The sequence below is a fragment of the Nocardia sp. NPDC006044 genome (assembly GCF_042871115.1).
In the GTDB taxonomy this organism is placed as follows: Bacteria; Actinomycetota; Actinomycetes; order Mycobacteriales; family Mycobacteriaceae; genus Nocardia.
In genome coordinates this window covers 744718-759309 of record NZ_JBIAID010000003.1, presented here as the reverse complement: position 1 = coordinate 759309, position 14592 = coordinate 744718, and the positions used below count along the sequence as shown (strand labels likewise).

Sequence of the window (14592 nt, the reverse complement as noted above, 5' to 3'; positions counted from 1 at the left end):
CCGGCACCTCTCGGCCGTCGTCTACGAGTCGACCGCCGCCCGGCACCTCTCGGCCGTCGTCTACGAGCTGACCGCCGCCCGGCACCTCTCGGCCGTCGTCTACGAGTCGACCGCCGCCCGGCACCCCCTCGGGCCGGAAGCATCGGGTCCTCGTCGATTCGACGCGCGGCTCCCGGTTCCGGCCGGAGGACGGTGCCGGAACATTGGTCGGTCTCGGCTTGGTCGCCATCGTCTAAGAGTTGGCTGCTGCCCGGCACGAGTGACCGGCTCGCGGGGAATAGGCCGAATCTGTAGAAGTCGACCGGCTTGCCCGGGGATGAGCAGCCTTGTGTAGGAAAGGTTCGGCTGCAACTGGATTGGTGTGGCTTCAGTCTAAGTGGTTGTTGTGCAACGGAATTAGCCAGGTCGACCAGCCTGTTTCAGGAGCGTCCCGCTCGCGGGGAACGATTGAGTCGTAATGGCAATAGTGCCGACCCTTACTAACCAGACCCTAGTGGCAGCATTCTGTGCCGTCATCATGTCCTGTTCGACGGCGGGATTGTTGAGTCGAGTCAAAGGGTCGTTAGTTGATCTTCATCAGCGACCATATGACTCGACTCGATGACGGTGAACAGTCGCCTACGCCGGAAAGTGTGAGCCGGGGGTCCGCTCGCACATTAAGACGGTGCCGCTGCTGCTGTATCCCATTGCTCGTTGTTCGCCATGGCTCCCACTTCGCGCGGGCGAGATTAGTTCCAAGGCGCGGCGCATTGATTGGCTCGAGGAGGGCATCGGATGTGTGATGGGGCACAGTGTGAGCGAGAACTCAATGGTGGATTACGGGGGAACCTGCTGGCACGGCCGATTTCGGTGTTGTGGTCAGGTGCTGCGATAGATCTCGACGTCGGGCGAGGTTTGTCCGGGTCTCGGTGGGGTGTTGGGTACGCCGGACTGGGGTATCGATATCTACCTATGACGGCCTGCCGCACGCGTTTGTGACGTATTCGGCTAATAGATGGCTAATCAAATCATGCCAAACTGGATTTGATTATGGACGAGCAAACTGCACCGGGCTTTCCGGTCGAGGATTCCCGGCGGGTCCGTGCTTGGCGCGGCCGGCGGCGGCGCGGTGGTGTGCATCGGCGGCCGGAGCGTCGGGTGGGCCGGACGGTGCTGAAGATCCTTGCCGGTGGGGTGTCGTTGGCGGTGCTGGCGGGGACCGCGGTGGGGTGGGCGACCGAGGGGCGATTCGATAAGGGATTCACCAGGTCGGCGGCGTTGGGGGTGGATGCGCCGCGGTCATTGGCCGGTGATGTGAATATTCTGCTGATCGGGTTGGATACTCGCAAAGATCAGGACGGGAATGATCTGCCGAAGGAAATTCTCGATCAGCTGCATGCGGGGGACGGCGAAGAGGGCGGGTACAACGCGAACACGCTGATCCTGGTGCACATTCCGGCGGATATGAAAAAGATTGTCGCGGTGTCGATTCCGCGCGACGATTACGTCAAGGTGTCCGGCATTCCCGGCTACACCGATGTGAAGATCAAAGAAGCGTACGGGCTGAAGAAGGCTGCGGTCCAGGATCAGCTGATCAACCAGGGAGTGACCGACAGCAAGACGCTGGAGCGGGCGGGGCGCGAGGCGGGGCGGGCGTCGATCGTGCAGGCGGTGCGTGATCTGACCGGGGTGCCGATCGATCGGTTCGGTGAGGTCACTCTGGCCGGTTTCTATGACCTGGCCAAGGCGCTCGGCGGGGTCGAGGTCTGCCTCAACAAGCCGGTGAACGACAGCTACTACTCCGGCGCCGACTTCCCGGCGGGCAGGCAGCGGCTCGATCCCGCTCAGGCGCTGGCCTTCGTCCGGCAGCGCCACGGTTTGACGAACGGCGACCTCGACCGGACCCACCGTCAGCAGGCCTTCCTCACCTCGGTGGCGCTAGATCTGCGCAAGGCGGGCACGTTCACCGACGTCGGCAAGCTGTCCGCGCTGATGGACGTCGCGCATCGCAACATCGTGCTGTCCGACGGCTGGAACATCACCGACTTCCTGCGCACCCTCGGCACCGCCGAAAGCCCGGCCGTCGAGTTTCGCACGCTTCCGGTGCTCCGCTACGACAACATCAACGGCCAAGACGTCAACATCATCGACCCGGCGGCCATCCGCCGCGAGGTCCGCGCCGCCTTCGGCGACCCGGATCCCACTGTCGCGCTGTACAACCCGGTCCGACCTTCGACCCCGCCGACCACCGCCCCGTCCGGATCCGCCACGCCGACACCGGATGTCGGAACCCCCGTGGACGCCACCATCACCGGCGACACCATCCCCTGCGTCAACTGATCGCGCCCAACTCACCGGCGTGCGAACGCTGTTGGAGACTCAGTGCGGGTCAAGCGCCACATTAGATCCCACATCGTTGAACATCACGGTTCAACCTGGTCGAGCACCTCGCGCAGGCGCGACAGACCGGTCTTCCAACCCCGCTCCAACGCATTGCGCGCCATCTTCTGCCGACGGTCGGTGATGTCGAAGCCGGTTTGGGTCAACAAGAGTCGCGTACCACGACCCTCCGGCCGGATCAACCAATCGACCACCCACCGGGCAGGACGGTCGGCTCGCAGGTCGACCGAACTGTAGGTCAACTGCTCACCTGGCAGCGCCGTCAGGACTTCGCATGCGATCTCTCCCAGCGGCTTGGCGTGCCGCCTGGCCGCGGACGGCGGCTGCGGCGGCACAGTGAAGACGAAGTGAGTTCCGACGGACGCAACGAACCCGGTCGGACGCAACAGCCAGCGCTCGAGCAGGTCCGGCTCTGTCAAAGCCCGCCACACGGCGTCCGGCCTCTGCGGGAAGAAGCTGCCGACCTCAACCGCAGCTGGATTCAACTCCGAATCGGACATCATCGGGGCACCGCCTCCCTACTTGCCTTGACCCTCATCGAACGTAGTCTTCAACTTTGCCGCAAGCTCAGAGGTTCCGGCTTCCCGCTACTTCCCGAGTCGTGACGCATTGATGGCAACGATGACCGAGGGAGGCCGCGCCCTACGGCAGTTCTCGCCCGAAGTAGTGGCTCCCCGGCCCTTCGAGGTACACCCCGAAGCCGGGGATCGGAAGGTAGCCGGCGGAGGTGTAGAGGTTGACGGCTTCCGGTTGCTGGTCGGCGGTTTCCAGGACTATCCGGCGGCGCCCGGCAGCGGTGGCACTGTGTTCGACGGCGGCCAGCAGTTGCCTGGCCAGTCCGCGGCCGCGGACTGCGGCGGAGACGTACATGCGTTTGAGTTCGGCGTCGCCGTCGCGGAAGCCGGGGTCGTCGCTGTCGTGCGAACGCCAGCCGGCGCAGGCGACCGGGGTTCCGTCGAGGTAGCCGACGAGAAAGGCGCCGAGGGGTGGTTCGAATTCGGCAGGATCGGTGGGGGTGGCGTCGGGGCCGCCGTAGCGGACCACGTACTCCTGTTGCAGCTCGGCGATCAGCTTCTGCGCATCCGGGCTGCTGTAGGCCTGTGCCACAAGATCCATAGCGAGAACGCTAGCGCGCCATTTCTCGTCGGAACAGCACCTCACAGCGCGGTCGTGAGCCGCTGCACTCCTGGACCGGTCAGTGCGGCGAGGCCCGCGGTACGTCCGGTCGCGACGAGCAGCAGATCACTCAGTGGCCCGCTGACCTCGGTGGGTCCGTTGCCGCCCGTCCACTCCGCGTCGGTCGCCGTCAATCGAATCCCGCGCAACCGTTTGCGCGCACCGTAGAACGGACTGCGCAGGACATGGTCGAGCGCCGCGCCGCCTTGCTCGGCGGGCACCGCACGCACCCTGCCGAGCGGCCGAGCGACGTCCTGTCCATGAATCAGCATGTCCACCAACGGATCCAGCGGACTCGCGCCCGGCGAACGACGAGCGGATCCGGCCGACTCCCGCAGCTGCTCGATCAGCTCCGCGGAGGTGAAGCGCGCGGCATGGTCGCGCGCCTGGTCGGTGTTCATCCGGTTCCAATCACCGCGCGCCCGGACGATCCCGGCGAGCGTTCCCCATAGGGTGTCCGTGCTGGACAGCGTGACGTGCGCGAGTACTTCGTGCACGGTCCAGTCGGGACACAGCGACCGCACGTCCCACTCGTGCTCGCTCAGCTCGGCGAAGAAGTCGGCGAGGCTGAGCCGTTCGGCTCGCACCCAGGCCAGGATCTGATCACGGTCCACTGTGTCCTCCGGTTCGGTGTCGTCACCGGTACTGACGACGCGCGCCGGCGAAATTCACCGCACAGCGGGACGCGGTGGTGCGAGCATTGCCCGCACCACCGCGTGAACCGTTCGCTCAGGAGCGCCCGACGACCTTCAGGTCGCCGGAGATGACAGTGCGGGTCATCGGCCGCGCGAGCATGTCGTGCGGGAAACCGAGCTCGATCGCACTGACCTGCTCCAGCCGATTCAGTTGCGCGGCATCGAATTCGACGTCGAGGGCGCCGAGGTTGTCCTCCAGCTGGGCGGCGGTGCGGGCCCCGATGATCGGCGAGGCGACCCCGGGATTGCGCAGCGTCCAGGCGAGCGCGATCTGCGCGGGCGTCTTGCCGAGCTCGCCGGCGATCTCCTTGACCACGTCGGCGATGTCCAGCGCCCGCTCGGTGAGCGAGCCCTGGGCGGCGACCACGTCCTTGCGGGTGCCCTCGGGCGAGCCCGCGGCCTCATGAACCAGGTCGTCGCGGGTGTACTTGCCGGTGAGCACGCCACCGGCCAGCGGCGACCACGGGATGACGCCGAGGCCGAGCTCGCGGGCCATCGGAATGAGGTCGCGTTCGACGGTCCGCTCGGCCAGGCTGTATTCGATCTGCAAAGCGATCAGCGGCGACCAGCCACGCAGGTCGGCGATGGTCTGCATGCGCGAGACCTGCCAGGCCGGCGCATCGGAGATGCCGACGTAGAGCACCTTGCCGGAACGCACGAGATCGTCCATGCCGCGCAGGATTTCGTCGACGGGGGTCATGAAATCCCAGGCGTGCAGGTAGAGCAGATCGATGTAGTCGGTGTTGAGCTTGCGCAGGCTCGCCTCGACCGAGGCGAACATGCTCTTGCGGTTGTTCCCACCGGAATTGGGGTCCCCTGGACGGCGCAGCATCGTGTATTTCGTTGCCAGCACCAGACTTTCGCGATTGTCCGCGGTGAATTCGCCGAGCAGTTGCTCGGAGGTGCCGTTGGTGTACTGGCTCGCGGTGTCGATGAAGTTGCCACCGCGGTCGAGGTAGGCGTCGAAGATCTTGCGCGCCTCGTCTTTATCGGCACCCCAACCCCAGTCGGCGCCGAAGGTCATCGTGCCGAGAGACAGCGGAGACACCCGAAGACCCGAGCGGCCGAGCAGCCGGTAGGTATCGAGGGTGAGGGCTCCGGACATGTCCAGCTCCTTTGTCGTTGGTGCGTCTTTGGTGATGGAACCCAGTCTGGAACGGCGCAAGGAGATGGGTAAGGGAAGCTTCTTCCTGGGAAAGCCAGTCCTATGCAGCCGTAATATCGAAGGCGATGACTGGAACGGTGAACGCGACGAACGGTGCCGGCGCACGACCGGGCAGCAATGGCGGGCCGGTGCGCGCGGCGAATCCGACCCATGAATTGGCGGCTTTCCTGCGGGACCGGCGGGAACGGCTGATGCCGGGTGACCTGGGGCTGCCCGCGCGCAGGCAGGCGCGGCGCACGCCGGGGCTGCGGCGCGAGGAAGTGGCCGAGCTGGCGGGTGTCAGTACCGACTACATCGTCCGGTTGGAGCAGGGGCGCGGCTTGCGTCCGTCCGCGGACGTGCTGGAGGCCCTGTCGAAGGCGCTGCGGCTGGATACCGACGAGCGCGCCTACCTGTTCGATCTGGCCCAGCAGCGGCTTCCGAACGCGGGCAAGCCGAGCACGGTGCCCGCGCCCGCGCTGGCCATGCTGGTGCACGATCTTTCGCCGCTACCGGCGATGCTGGTGAACCATCGCTACGACATCCTGGCCTGGAATCGGGAGATGGCACGGCTGATCATCGACTTCGACACGTTGCCGCCGCGGCATCGCAACACCATGTGGCTGTGCCTGATGGAGCCGAGCATGCGTGACTTCTACGTGGAGCGCGAGCGGATCATCCGCGAGGGCATCGCCGATCTGCGGGCGGCCTGGGCGGCTCATCCGGAGGACCAGGTGCTCAGCGATCTGATCGACGAGTTCACCGGCAGCGCCGAGTTCGCGCAGGCCTGGGCCCAGCACGACGTGAAGGTGAACGGACGCGGGGCCAAGCCGTTGCGTCACCCGTTGGTCGGGCGGGTGGTGGTCAATTACGAGGTGCTGATGCCGCTGCAGGATCCTGACCAGCGCATCGTCATCTATCGCGCCGCCGATGCGGATTCTCAGACGGCGCTGGACCGGCTTGCGGCCGATCCGGCGCCGTTGGTCGATCGGACATCGCCAGGACTCACTCCACAGAGCTGAGTACTAGCTCCTCTTCGTCCTCCTCGGACTCCTCGTAGCGGCCCTCCCAGTCGTCGTACACAGGCACTTCGTCGTCCCGCGTGACCACCCATTCCAACGAGTAGTTGCCCTCATCGTCGATGGGAACCATCACGTTCTCGATCTTCACCCCGAGGCCGAGGACCTCGGCGGCCCGGATCACATCGGGCAGATCCTCGCCACGGACCACGGTCTGATTGGCGTAAACGGTAACCATGCGCCGAATGGTAGCTGGAACCACCGACAGGCTGTGGGCCGATCCGCAATCCCTAGCGGGAACAGTGCGCTGACCGGGGGATGAGCACGACAAAAGCCGCCGTGGTCGTCGAGGCCACGGCGGCTGCGTCAATGCCTGGGGTACCGGTTCGGTACCGGGGAAATCAGATCTTGTTCAGAGCCAGCGCGAGGGCCGACTTCTTGTTGGCCGCCTGGTTGGCGTGGATGACGCCCTTCGAGGCAGCCTTGTCGAGCTTGCGGCTCGCGGACTGGAGCTGCGCGGCGGCCTTCTCTTTGTCGCCGGCCGCGGCGGCTTCCCGGAAGCTGCGGATCGCGGTGCGCAGCGAGGACTTGACCGACTGGTTACGCTTGCGCGCTTCCTCGTTGGTACGGATCCGCTTCAACTGGGACTTGATGTTGGCCACGCCTGTTTCCTCGTGTTCCTGTCGCTGAGTGGTTTGTGCTGGAAAAGTTCTCACGCGTGCGTCGCACCCTGGATAAAGAGGTAACGCAACGCCGAAGGTCGAGGATACCAGCCGCCGCTCGGCGCACGAAATCAGCACCGGACCGGCTCGCCTGAACGCACCGACCGGTCGGTGGAAAGTGCGGGCGTATCGCCGGTAACGGACTTATGATGCGAGAAATTTACCTGTGTCACACACAGCATTGCCGCTGCGTGTAGCACGATTTTTGCATGACTCCCGGCTCCCCGCTACGTTCGGCGCGATCCATCGCGTCCGGACCGGTCGGTACGAACGGGCGGGCGGCCGGCAACGGCAAGGTCGCGCCGCCCGGGTTATTCGAGGGTTATCGCCCCGGTCGCTATGCCAACGCGTTCGACGAGATGTTCGACGGCGCGGGCCGGGTGCGGCAGCCGTACAAAGGACTGTTCGCCGCGCTGGCCCCGATCGACGTGTCCGACCTCGCGGCGCGAGCGGCCGCGCTCGATCGCGCCTTCATCGATCAGGGCATCACCTTCTCGCTGTCCGGTCAGGAACGGCCGTTTCCGCTGGATCTGGTGCCGCGGGTGATCGCGGCCGCGGAGTGGGCCAAGCTCGAGCGCGGCATCAAGCAGCGAGTGGTGGCGCTGGAGCTGTTTCTCGCCGATGTGTACGGCGAGCAGAACATCCTGCGCGACGAGGTGATACCGAAACGCCTGGTCACCTCGTGCCAGCACTTCCATCGCGAGGCGGCGGGGCTGGTGCCGCCGAACGGGGTGCGGATTCATGTGGCGGGCATCGATCTCATCCGGGACGAGCGCGGTGACTTCCGGGTGCTCGAGGACAATCTGCGGTCGCCGTCCGGGGTTTCGTATGTGATGGAAAACCGGCGGACCATGGCGAGGGTCTTCCCGGATCTGTTCTCCTCGCACCGGGTGCGGGCGGTCGGGGACTATCCGAGCCATCTGCTCGCGGCGCTGCGTGCGTCGGCCGCGCCGAACGAAGCCGATCCGACGGTGGTCGTGCTGACGCCCGGGGTGTACAACGCGGCATACTTCGAGCATTCGCTGCTGGCCCGGCAGATGGGCGTGGAACTGGTCGAGGGGCGGGACCTGTTCTGCCGCGACAACGTGGTGTACATGCGGACCACGGCGGGGGAGCGGCAGGTCGATGTGATCTACCGCCGGATCGACGACACCTTCCTCGATCCCATGCATTTCCGGCCGGATTCGGTGCTCGGCGTCGCGGGACTGCTCAACGCGGCCCGGGCGGGAAATGTGGTCATTTCCAGTGCGGTCGGCAACGGCGTCGGGGACGACAAGCTGATCTACGCGTATGTGCCGACGATCATCGAGTACTACCTCAACGAGAAGCCGGTGCTGCCGAACGTCGATACGTATCGCTGCTGGCTCGATGACGAGCGCGCGGAGGTGCTCGATCGGATCGGCGAGCTGGTGGTCAAGCCGGTGGAGGGGTCCGGCGGGTACGGCATCGTGATCGGGCCGGATGCGTCGCCGCGGGAGTTGGAGGCGTCGCGCCGGCGGATCAAGGCGGATCCGCGCGGGTGGGTGGCGCAGCCGGTGGTGCAGTTGTCGACGGTGCCGACGAAGGTCGGAAACGAGCTGGTGCCACGGCATGTCGATCTGCGGCCGTTCGCGGTCAACGACGGTGACGAGGTCTGGGTGTTGCCCGGTGGGCTGAGCCGGGTCGCGCTGCCGGAGGGGTCGCTGGTGGTCAATTCCAGCCAGGGCGGCGGGAGCAAGGACACCTGGGTGCTGTCGGGGCGGGATTCGCTGGCGGACCGGGAGTTGGCCGGGGCGGAGTTGGTAGGTGAACCGCCGCAATCGGATTCGCGGGAGGTGGGGCGGGATCTGACCGCCTCGCAGGCGAATCAGCAACAGCAGCAACAACAGCAGGAACAACGGCAATCGCAAGACGGTCGACTACCGGGGCAGGCGCAAGGGCTTCGACTATCGGAAGGCCAACCGCCGCAATCGGATCGGCTATCCGATGCGCAGCGACGGCAAACCCGGCAGCAGCGGCAAGGGTGGTGATGCGCTGATGCTGGCCCGCAACGCGGAATCCCTGTACTGGATCGGACGTTACGTCGAACGCGCCGACGACACCGCGCGAATCCTCGATGTCGCGGTGCATCAGCTGCTCGAGGACGCGACCGTCGACCCGGATCGCACCTCACGAGTCCTGTTGCGGGTGTTGGGCATCGAGCCGCCGGACGGAACCCTGGACGTCTGGTCGGTCACCGACCTGGTCGCCTTCAGTCACGACGGCGGCTCGATCATCGACTCCATCGCGAACGCTCGCGAAAATGCCAGGGGCGCACGAGAAGTGACTTCCAGCGAGATGTGGGAGTGCTTGAACGCCACCTACATCGGACTCGCGGTCGCCGAGAAGGCGGCCCGCAGCCTCGGCCCGCACGAATTCTTCCACTATGTGCAAGACCGGGCCGCGATGTTCGCCGGCCTGTCCGACTCCACCCTCAGCCGCGACGACGGCTACCGCTTCCTGCTCCTCGGCCGGTCCATCGAACGCGTGGATATGACTGTCCGGCTGCTGCTTTCGCGCGCGGGCGACCGCACCTCCTCGCCCGCCTGGGTGACCGTGCTGCGCTCGGCCGGCGCGCACGACACCTACCTGCGCACCCACCGGGGCGCCCTCGACGCCAACCTGGTCGCCGAATTCATCCTGCTGGACCGGCTTTTCCCGCGCTCGGTGTTTCATTCGGTGCGGGTGGCCGAAAACTGTCTGGCCGAACTGGATCAGCGGCCGAGCAGCCGAGTCGGGGCCAGGCACGAGGCGCAGCGGCTGTTGGGGCGCGCACGGAGCGAGCTCGAATTCCTGCCGCCGGGTGTGCTGCTGGAGGACTTGCAGAACCGGTTGATGTCGTTGCAGAAGACGTGCCGCGAGGTGAGCGAGGCGATCGCGTTGCAGTACTTCCATGCGGCGCCGTGGGTGGCGTGGACCGATCTGCACCACAACCGCAACGGCAACGTGCAGGTGGAGGGCGAAGCATGAGCTGGCGAATCCGGGTGGTGCACACCACCGGCTATGTCTACGACGCGCCGGTCACGCGGTCGTTCAACGAGGCTCGGCTCACGCCGCGCGCGGACAGCAGGCAGAACGTGATCCTGAACCGGGTCGAGACCGAGCCGTCCACTCGCTCCTACCGCTATACCGATTACTGGGGGACGGCGGTCACGGCGTTCGATCTGCATGCTCCGCATACCGAATTGGAGGTCACCGGCTCGTCCGTCGTGGAGACCGAGCCGTTCGCCGGTCCGGCGGAGGAGCTGGACTGGGATGAATTGCTCGACCCGCGAATCGCCGATCGATTCGACGAAATGCTCGCGCCGACTTCCTCGGTGCCGGGTGACCGGAAGCTGGCCGGTATCGCCAGGCAATTGGCGAAAGGATTGCCGCCGGCGAAAGCCGTTGTCCGCGCAGCGGAATGGGTGCACCGGGAAATGAATTATCTCGCGGGCACGACATCTGTGCACACCTCGGCGGTGCAGGCGTTCGCCGCGCGGCAAGGTGTCTGTCAGGATTACGCGCACCTGACCCTGGTGCTGTTGCGCAGCATGGGCATTCCCAGTCGATACGTCTCCGGTTATCTGCATCCGAATCCGGCCGCCGAAATCGGCGCGACCGTGGCCGGCCAGTCCCATGCCTGGGTAGAGGCCTGGACCGGCATGTGGTGGGGCTACGACCCGACCAACAACATCGCGATCAGTGAACAACACGTCTCCGTCGGTGTCGGTCGTGATTACGCGGATGTGCCGCCGTTGAAAGGCATTTTCTCCGGCGGCGGCTCTACCGATCTCGAGGTCGTCGTAGAGATCACCCGTTTGGCGTAGGGACACGGCGGCAGCGGTCGTTGTCGCAGGTAGTCCGGGCGCGTAGCGTCCGAAGCGGAGATAACTGAATTCGTCTGTACACGGGTAACTCGCCGGGCGCGCCCGAAATATGCGCGCACTTGACGTTGGACCTGTGACCAAGTCTTGCGGCAGTGACTGGTATGGCCTGAATACGCGGAGAGGCGGAAAACAGATGTCAACGGCTCAAGAATTCGTCGAAGAGGTCACCGAGTACGGGCCCATTACCGACAGCAAGAAATGGGGCGCGGAGGCGCTCGGCACGTTTGTCCTGGTGATGGGCGGGGTCGGCACAGCCGTTCTGGCCGGGACGCGGGTCGGGGCACTGGGGGTGGCGTTGGCCTTCGGGCTCACGCTGCTGTTCCTCGTCTACGCGATCGGGCCGATCTCCGGCTGTCACGTGAATCCCGCGGTGACGGTGGGGCATCTGCTGCTCGGGCGGATCAGCGTGGTCACCGCGATCGGTTATTGGATCGCGCAGCTGATCGGCGGGTTCCTGGCCGGGCTGGTCTTGTTCGCGCTGGCGAAGAACCTGCCGTCCTATGACCGCGCGGCCGACGGGCTCGGCGCCAACGGCTGGGGACATCACAGTCCGTCGGCGTTGAAGGGGCCGATGGGTGAGGTCGTGCTGGAGAACGGGTACGGGCTGGCCGCGATGATCATCATCGAGGTCATGCTGACCGCGCTGCTGGTGTTCGTGGTGCTCGCCTCGACCGATCAGCTGTCCGATGTGCCGCTGGCCGGATTGTCGATCGGTGTCACGCTGGCGGTCATCCACCTGATCTCGATCCCGGTGGACAACACCTCGGTCAACCCGGCCCGCAGCCTCGCCGTCGCGCCCTACCAGGACGGTGCGATGGGGCAGGTCTGGGCGTTCGTGGTGTTCCCGCTGATCGGCGGCGCGCTGGGCGCGCTGGTGTACGGCCTCCTGTTCGGCCGCTCACGCAATCTGCTTTCCTGAGTTGAACTCGACGGCCCCGCCGATCACGTGTCGGTGGGCCCGTTGCTATTCGCGTATTCAGCTCAGTGCCATGCGTATTCGGCGCACAGGCGGTGGGCGACGAGGTCGAAGGTCTTGCGCTCCAGGATCGCGCCCTCGCGGCGGATGCCGGCCTCCGGCACGTCCAGTACCCGATCCAGGCGGACCCAGCTCGGCCTGCCCTCGGGATCCCAATTGCCGCTGCCGATGCCGACCCAGTTCGGGTCGTGCGCCCGGTCGGCCTTCGACGACAGCATCAAACCGAGCAGCGTCCGGCGATCGCGCCCGACCACCAGCACCGGCCGGTCCTTACCGTTGCTCGGATCCTCTTCGAACGGCACCCAGGTCCAGACGATCTCACCGGGATCGGCGCGCCCGTCCAACTGCGGCGAGTACACGATCTGGCGGGCGCGCTCGGCCGTCGGCACCGGCGTGGACGCGGCCGGGCGCACCTTCACCGCGGGCGTGCGCCGACTGGACAGCGAGCCGACCAGCCGTTCCACCAGTTTCGGTCCCTGCTGCCTGACGATCTTGGGACCCTGCTCCTTCGCGATAAGTCCGAGCTGCTTGCCGAGGGAGTTCCAACTTCGGGCCATATTCGCAATATAACGGCGCATCGCCGTCTTCTCACCCGCGCCGCGACCACCCCCACCGAACCACCAACCCACCCATCTGGGCCCGCGCTACCGCCCCGACAAGTCCGGCGGGCCAATGGCCTTCGCGAGCAGGGATGAAGCAGAGGGGTGCAAGATCCCGCTCCAATAGCGATAACGCATCGAATGTGTGAGTGCTCACTGCATCGGCAGGTCCGCGATCACGACAGGCGACTGTCCAAATGGTCGAGCCACTCGTCGAAGTGGGGGCATTGACTCCGGAGTCCTACGACGCCGAGGTCTGCTATTGCCAGCGGGCCATCGCTTGTTTTCGAGTACCGCGGGCAATAGTTGAAGATCCGCTTGGACGGCGCGGTATCAGGGCCGTCATTGACCAGTTCAGGGCCACCCGCCATGTGCACGTCTTTGACCAACCGCTCGGTCAGCCCTGGTAACAAGCAGCCGACCTGCTCGGCGGCAGCGAATACCCAGGTTTCCAGCTCATGCAGGATCAGATGTGGCACGAACCGGTGATCGGCTGCAGCGGCTGCGAGCGACTGTTCGACATGCGCTACCCGCTCATGCGGTGACAAACCGGGTGGGATGTCGCTCATTCCGGGCGCGTCTGGCGGGAATGCGTAGAAGTCGAAGAGCGTCGTCAGAACCCCCAGGCTCGAATCGCGTAAGAGGAGCTTGATCTCCCGCTCGACCTTGGACCAACTGCTGACGCCACCACGGTGATTGGGGCCACCCGCGGGGCGTCTGGTCGTGACGATGGACTGACTTACCGCCCAGCCGCGGTCGGCGAGGTAGGGCCCGAGCACGTTATTGACGACGATCTCCTCGCTCTGTCCTTCCACCAGGAAGTGCAAGCGGTGATAGTTGGCCGTCATGCCTGGTCGAGATCCTCTCTGGCGGGGCGACCGCCGAGCAGGTTCTTTTCCCACAATTCACCGAGCGAGTACTCCGCCAGCCAGGCTTCCAATTCGGCGGCGTCCGGCCGGGAGAAGACCGATGCTCCGGCTTTGCGCTCGACGACGATCAGATCGTCGATCTCGAATTGGTTCATCAAGGTGACCGATTGGGTGGCGATCAAGACTTGACTGCGTGCCGAAGCCTGCCGAAGCAAGTTCGTGAGCTGCACGATAGCGAAGGGGTGCAGGCCGAGTTCGGGTTCATCCAAGACGACCAGGGCGGGCAGGTCCGGTTGCAGCAACAGCGTTGCCAGACAGACGAAGCGAAGTGTGCCGTCTGACATCTGGTTGGCCGAAAAGACAGCGTCGGAGCCTTGCTGTTGCCAGCGGAGCCGGATGCGGTCGTTGTTCTCGGGTTGCAGTACGAAATCGCGGAAGAACGGTGCCACCAGCTGGATCGCGCCGACAATTCGGCGATAGGCGGCTCGGTCGGTGTCTTCGTCGCTTGTCTGCAACCGGTACAGGTAGGAGGCGAGGTTTCCGGCGTCCGGACGCAGATTCAGGTTGTCCGCAGTAGAGACCATCCGCTTGACCGGCGCGTTCGCGCTCGTGTCGTGGAAGTGGAAGACCTTACAGCCTTCGAGGAGTGCGAAGACGTACTTGGCGATGCCACCGCGTGGGTCGCCGACGTCAGTGGCAAGTCGTGTCTCTCGATGCCCGCGCCCGAGCGACTTGCTGTACGGCCGGTCATATTTCGGCTCGTGGTAGTAGACGGTCTCGGAATCGAAGATCAGTTCATCGTTCGCCGCCGGGACGAGGACGGCCTCGTACGAGTTGGGCTCCGCGTCGAGTTCGAGACGAATCCGGGAGGTGCCGTCCCCGTCGGTGAGTAGCGCCGACGCACCGCCGTTGAGACCGACGAACAGCCCGAGTTCGCAGTCGACGATTCGTCCGAGCAGGGCGAGCGCCTGGACGAAGTTGCTTTTTCCCGCGCCGTTGGCACCGACCAAGATGTTCAGTTGCCGAAGCTCGACCGTCGCCGATCTGATCGAGGTGAATCCCTCGATCTGGATTGTTTTCAGCGGTTGGCCTGGCATGGGCTAACTCTACGATGAGCCACTGACGT

14 protein-coding genes and 1 pseudogene are annotated in these 14592 nt (G+C 65.3%); 6 read left to right on the top strand and 9 right to left on the bottom strand.

Going from position 1 to position 14592, the window contains the following annotated elements:
• Positions 1–1029: 1029 nt before the first annotated feature.
• A pseudogene (locus tag ACFYO1_RS27980) lies at positions 1030–2295 on the top strand (LCP family protein); the annotation flags it as partial.
• A gap of 107 nt (positions 2296–2402) precedes the next feature.
• On the opposite strand, the gene ACFYO1_RS27975 reads toward ACFYO1_RS27980, so the two are convergent.
• The 4 genes from ACFYO1_RS27975 to ACFYO1_RS27960 form a co-directional block, all read right to left on the bottom strand.
• Positions 2403–2882 carry an SRPBCC domain-containing protein gene (locus ACFYO1_RS27975; RefSeq protein ID WP_387236888.1) on the bottom strand — a complete coding sequence of 160 codons (480 nt, stop codon included), beginning with the start codon at positions 2880–2882 and terminating at the stop codon, positions 2403–2405.
• A gap of 139 nt (positions 2883–3021) precedes the next feature.
• A complete protein-coding gene (locus ACFYO1_RS27970; RefSeq protein ID WP_387236886.1) occupies positions 3022–3495 on the bottom strand; it encodes a GNAT family N-acetyltransferase in 474 nt (157 codons plus the stop codon).
• A 41-nt stretch (positions 3496–3536) separates the two neighbouring features.
• Complete coding sequence (locus ACFYO1_RS27965; RefSeq protein WP_387236884.1) at positions 3537–4169, bottom strand: maleylpyruvate isomerase family mycothiol-dependent enzyme; 633 nt, start codon at positions 4167–4169, stop codon at positions 3537–3539.
• Between the two features lie 115 nt (positions 4170–4284).
• Complete coding sequence (locus ACFYO1_RS27960; RefSeq protein WP_387236882.1) at positions 4285–5355, bottom strand: aldo/keto reductase; 1071 nt, start codon at positions 5353–5355, stop codon at positions 4285–4287.
• A gap of 125 nt (positions 5356–5480) precedes the next feature.
• On the opposite strand from ACFYO1_RS27960, the gene ACFYO1_RS27955 reads away from it, so the two are divergent.
• A complete protein-coding gene (locus ACFYO1_RS27955; protein ID WP_387236880.1) occupies positions 5481–6416 on the top strand; it encodes a helix-turn-helix domain-containing protein in 936 nt (311 codons plus the stop codon).
• On the opposite strand, the gene ACFYO1_RS27950 is transcribed toward ACFYO1_RS27955, so the two are convergent.
• Both ACFYO1_RS27950 and rpsT read right to left on the bottom strand, forming a co-directional pair.
• Positions 6400–6651, bottom strand: a complete 252-nt coding sequence (locus ACFYO1_RS27950) for a hypothetical protein (protein WP_150403050.1) — start codon at positions 6649–6651, stop codon at positions 6400–6402. The genes ACFYO1_RS27955 and ACFYO1_RS27950 overlap by 17 nt on opposite strands.
• Before the next feature lie 163 nt (positions 6652–6814).
• Positions 6815–7075 carry a 30S ribosomal protein S20 gene (gene rpsT, locus ACFYO1_RS27945; RefSeq protein WP_378718861.1) on the bottom strand — a complete coding sequence of 87 codons (261 nt, stop codon included), beginning with the start codon at positions 7073–7075 and terminating at the stop codon, positions 6815–6817.
• Positions 7076–7494: 419 nt separating this feature from the next.
• Between rpsT and ACFYO1_RS27940 the strand changes: the two genes are divergently transcribed.
• From ACFYO1_RS27940 to ACFYO1_RS27925, 4 genes are all read left to right on the top strand, one after another.
• On the top strand, positions 7495–9144 hold the full coding sequence (locus ACFYO1_RS27940) for a circularly permuted type 2 ATP-grasp protein (RefSeq protein WP_387238620.1): 1650 nt from the start codon (positions 7495–7497) through the stop codon (positions 9142–9144).
• 7 nt (positions 9145–9151) lie between these two features.
• The gene (locus tag ACFYO1_RS27935; protein WP_387238617.1) at positions 9152–10123 is read left to right on the top strand and encodes an alpha-E domain-containing protein; all 972 of its coding nucleotides are present in this window, start codon (positions 9152–9154) and stop codon (positions 10121–10123) included.
• The gene (locus tag ACFYO1_RS27930; protein ID WP_387236877.1) at positions 10120–10962 is read left to right on the top strand and encodes a transglutaminase domain-containing protein; all 843 of its coding nucleotides are present in this window, start codon (positions 10120–10122) and stop codon (positions 10960–10962) included. The genes ACFYO1_RS27935 and ACFYO1_RS27930 overlap by 4 nt, the downstream gene beginning before the upstream one ends.
• A gap of 193 nt (positions 10963–11155) precedes the next feature.
• The gene (locus ACFYO1_RS27925; protein WP_387236875.1) at positions 11156–11941 is read left to right on the top strand and encodes an aquaporin; all 786 of its coding nucleotides are present in this window, start codon (positions 11156–11158) and stop codon (positions 11939–11941) included.
• 62 nt (positions 11942–12003) lie between these two features.
• On the opposite strand, the gene ACFYO1_RS27920 is transcribed toward ACFYO1_RS27925, so the two are convergent.
• From ACFYO1_RS27920 to ACFYO1_RS27910, 3 genes are all read right to left on the bottom strand, one after another.
• A complete protein-coding gene (locus tag ACFYO1_RS27920) occupies positions 12004–12555 on the bottom strand; it encodes a type II toxin-antitoxin system PemK/MazF family toxin (protein WP_387236873.1) in 552 nt (183 codons plus the stop codon).
• Positions 12556–12773: 218 nt separating this feature from the next.
• Positions 12774–13445 (bottom strand): DUF4276 family protein, encoded by a 672-nt coding sequence (locus ACFYO1_RS27915; protein WP_387236871.1) that lies wholly within the window; start codon positions 13443–13445, stop codon positions 12774–12776.
• On the bottom strand, positions 13442–14563 hold the full coding sequence (locus ACFYO1_RS27910; RefSeq protein ID WP_387236869.1) for an AAA family ATPase: 1122 nt from the start codon (positions 14561–14563) through the stop codon (positions 13442–13444). Before ACFYO1_RS27910 ends, ACFYO1_RS27915 begins: the two co-directional genes overlap by 4 nt.
• Between the last annotated feature and the right edge of the window lie 29 nt (positions 14564–14592).

Excerpts from the sequence above, each read along its gene's own strand:
- ACFYO1_RS27915 (WP_387236871.1), bottom strand. The coding sequence starts at position 13,445 with ATGACGGCCAACTATCACCGCTTGCACTTCCTGGTGGAAGGACAGAGC.
- ACFYO1_RS27940 (WP_387238620.1), top strand. The coding sequence starts at position 7,495 with ATGTTCGACGGCGCGGGCCGGGTGCGGCAGCCGTACAAAGGACTGTTC.
- ACFYO1_RS27955 (WP_387236880.1), top strand. The coding sequence starts at position 5,481 with ATGACTGGAACGGTGAACGCGACGAACGGTGCCGGCGCACGACCGGGC.
- ACFYO1_RS27970 (WP_387236886.1), bottom strand. The coding sequence starts at position 3,495 with ATGGATCTTGTGGCACAGGCCTACAGCAGCCCGGATGCGCAGAAGCTG.
- ACFYO1_RS27920 (WP_387236873.1), bottom strand. The coding sequence starts at position 12,555 with ATGGCCCGAAGTTGGAACTCCCTCGGCAAGCAGCTCGGACTTATCGCG.
- ACFYO1_RS27950 (WP_150403050.1), bottom strand. The coding sequence starts at position 6,651 with ATGGTTACCGTTTACGCCAATCAGACCGTGGTCCGTGGCGAGGATCTG.
- ACFYO1_RS27930 (WP_387236877.1), top strand. The coding sequence starts at position 10,120 with ATGAGCTGGCGAATCCGGGTGGTGCACACCACCGGCTATGTCTACGAC.
- ACFYO1_RS27910 (WP_387236869.1), bottom strand. The coding sequence starts at position 14,563 with ATGCCAGGCCAACCGCTGAAAACAATCCAGATCGAGGGATTCACCTCG.
- ACFYO1_RS27935 (WP_387238617.1), top strand. The coding sequence starts at position 9,152 with ATGCTGGCCCGCAACGCGGAATCCCTGTACTGGATCGGACGTTACGTC.
- ACFYO1_RS27925 (WP_387236875.1), top strand. The coding sequence starts at position 11,156 with ATGTCAACGGCTCAAGAATTCGTCGAAGAGGTCACCGAGTACGGGCCC.
- ACFYO1_RS27975 (WP_387236888.1), bottom strand. The coding sequence starts at position 2,882 with ATGATGTCCGATTCGGAGTTGAATCCAGCTGCGGTTGAGGTCGGCAGC.
- ACFYO1_RS27960 (WP_387236882.1), bottom strand. The coding sequence starts at position 5,355 with ATGTCCGGAGCCCTCACCCTCGATACCTACCGGCTGCTCGGCCGCTCG.